Below are 1,330 nucleotides of genomic sequence, written 5' to 3'. Positions count from 1 at the left end.
TGTCCCGTCCTGAAATAAGTTTACGAAAAAGGATCTTATTCATGGACAAGTTAGAGACAACAAGGGCTAAGCGTACGCAAAGAGATTACACGCTAGGCTTTAAATTGGCCGTCGTTGACAGTGTAGAAAAAGGCGACATGACCTACAAACAAGCACAAGCGATTTATGGCATACAAGGACGCAGTACCGTATTGGTATGGCTGCGACGTCATGGTAAATTAGACTGGACCCACCCACCTAAGAGTCAGACTATGCCATCTAAAGAAACCCCAGCGCAAACCATCAAACGTCTAGAACGTGAACTGGCTGATGCCAAAGCGCATAACCTTATTTTAAGTAAAGTCGTCGAAGTATTTGAAAACGACTACGGAGCAAATGCTAGAAAAAAGTCTTCTACGGCATCCTCTGGCAGCTTAAAACAGACAAACAAATAAGTTTAGCCCAAGGATGTCGGTTACTTGACGTAAGCCCTCAGGCGGTATATCAACACCGTATCCGGCAGCATGACAAAGCAAGCAGGTTTGCTGTCATCAAAGACTGGGTACAAGCGTATCGAATGCTAATGCCACGCATAGGAGGTCGGAAGTTATATTGGCTGATTAAACCTAAGCTGATAGCGCATGGTATCAAGATTGGCCGTGATGGTTTTTTTGATTATCTAAGAGCACACAGACTACTGGTTAAGCCCAAACGTAGCTATACCAAGACTACCTTTAGCAAGCATTGGATGAAAAAGCATCCCAATCTAACGAAGGATGCACCAGCACCTATTCAGCCTGAGCAGATGTTGGTCGCTGATATCACTCATGTTACCTCTAAGCAAGGAGTGCATTATCTATCGTTAGTAACGGATGCTTATTCAAGACAGATCTTGGGCTATCATTTAAGTGATCATATGCCAGCGACTGAGGTGGTAAAGGCGCTCAAGATGGCAGCTCACAAGCGGCGTTATACGCATAAAGCGATTCATCACTCTGATAGAGGTCTTCAATACTGTGCATCAGAGTATCAAGAGGTGCTTAGAGTAAATAACATCACACCGTCTATGACTGATGGCTATGATTGTTATCAGAATGCTTTAGCTGAGCGGGTTAATGGTATCTTGAAGAATGAGTTCTTGTTGTATGAGTGCAATACGATGGGTGAGCTTAAACAGCTTATCGATGAGTCTGTTTATGTCTATAATAATATCAGACCTCATTTAAGTTTGAATATGAGAACACCTGCTCAGGTTCATGACAGTCATTTATGTCCTACTTAATGCGAAAAAGCCAGATACTCAGGGTATCTGGCTCACTAAAAAATCATCAATCTATTTTAGGACGGGACA

General features: G+C 42.8%; 1 protein-coding gene. It reads left to right on the top strand.

What is annotated here, in order from left to right; genetic code table 11:
- The first annotated feature begins 41 nt into the window (after nucleotides 1-41).
- A protein-coding gene (locus FW759_RS13950; protein ID WP_095570278.1) for an IS3 family transposase occupies nucleotides 42-1,261 on the top strand; the annotation gives its coding sequence in 2 pieces (ribosomal slippage) (nucleotides 42-390 and nucleotides 390-1,261; 1,221 coding nt in all).
- Nucleotides 1,262-1,330: the final 69 nt, after the last annotated feature.

The sequence above is a fragment of the Psychrobacter sp. 1176_08 genome, from assembly GCF_052850615.1.
Note: the sequence above shows the minus strand (reverse complement) of the source record. Positions and strands in the feature narration are given on the sequence as shown.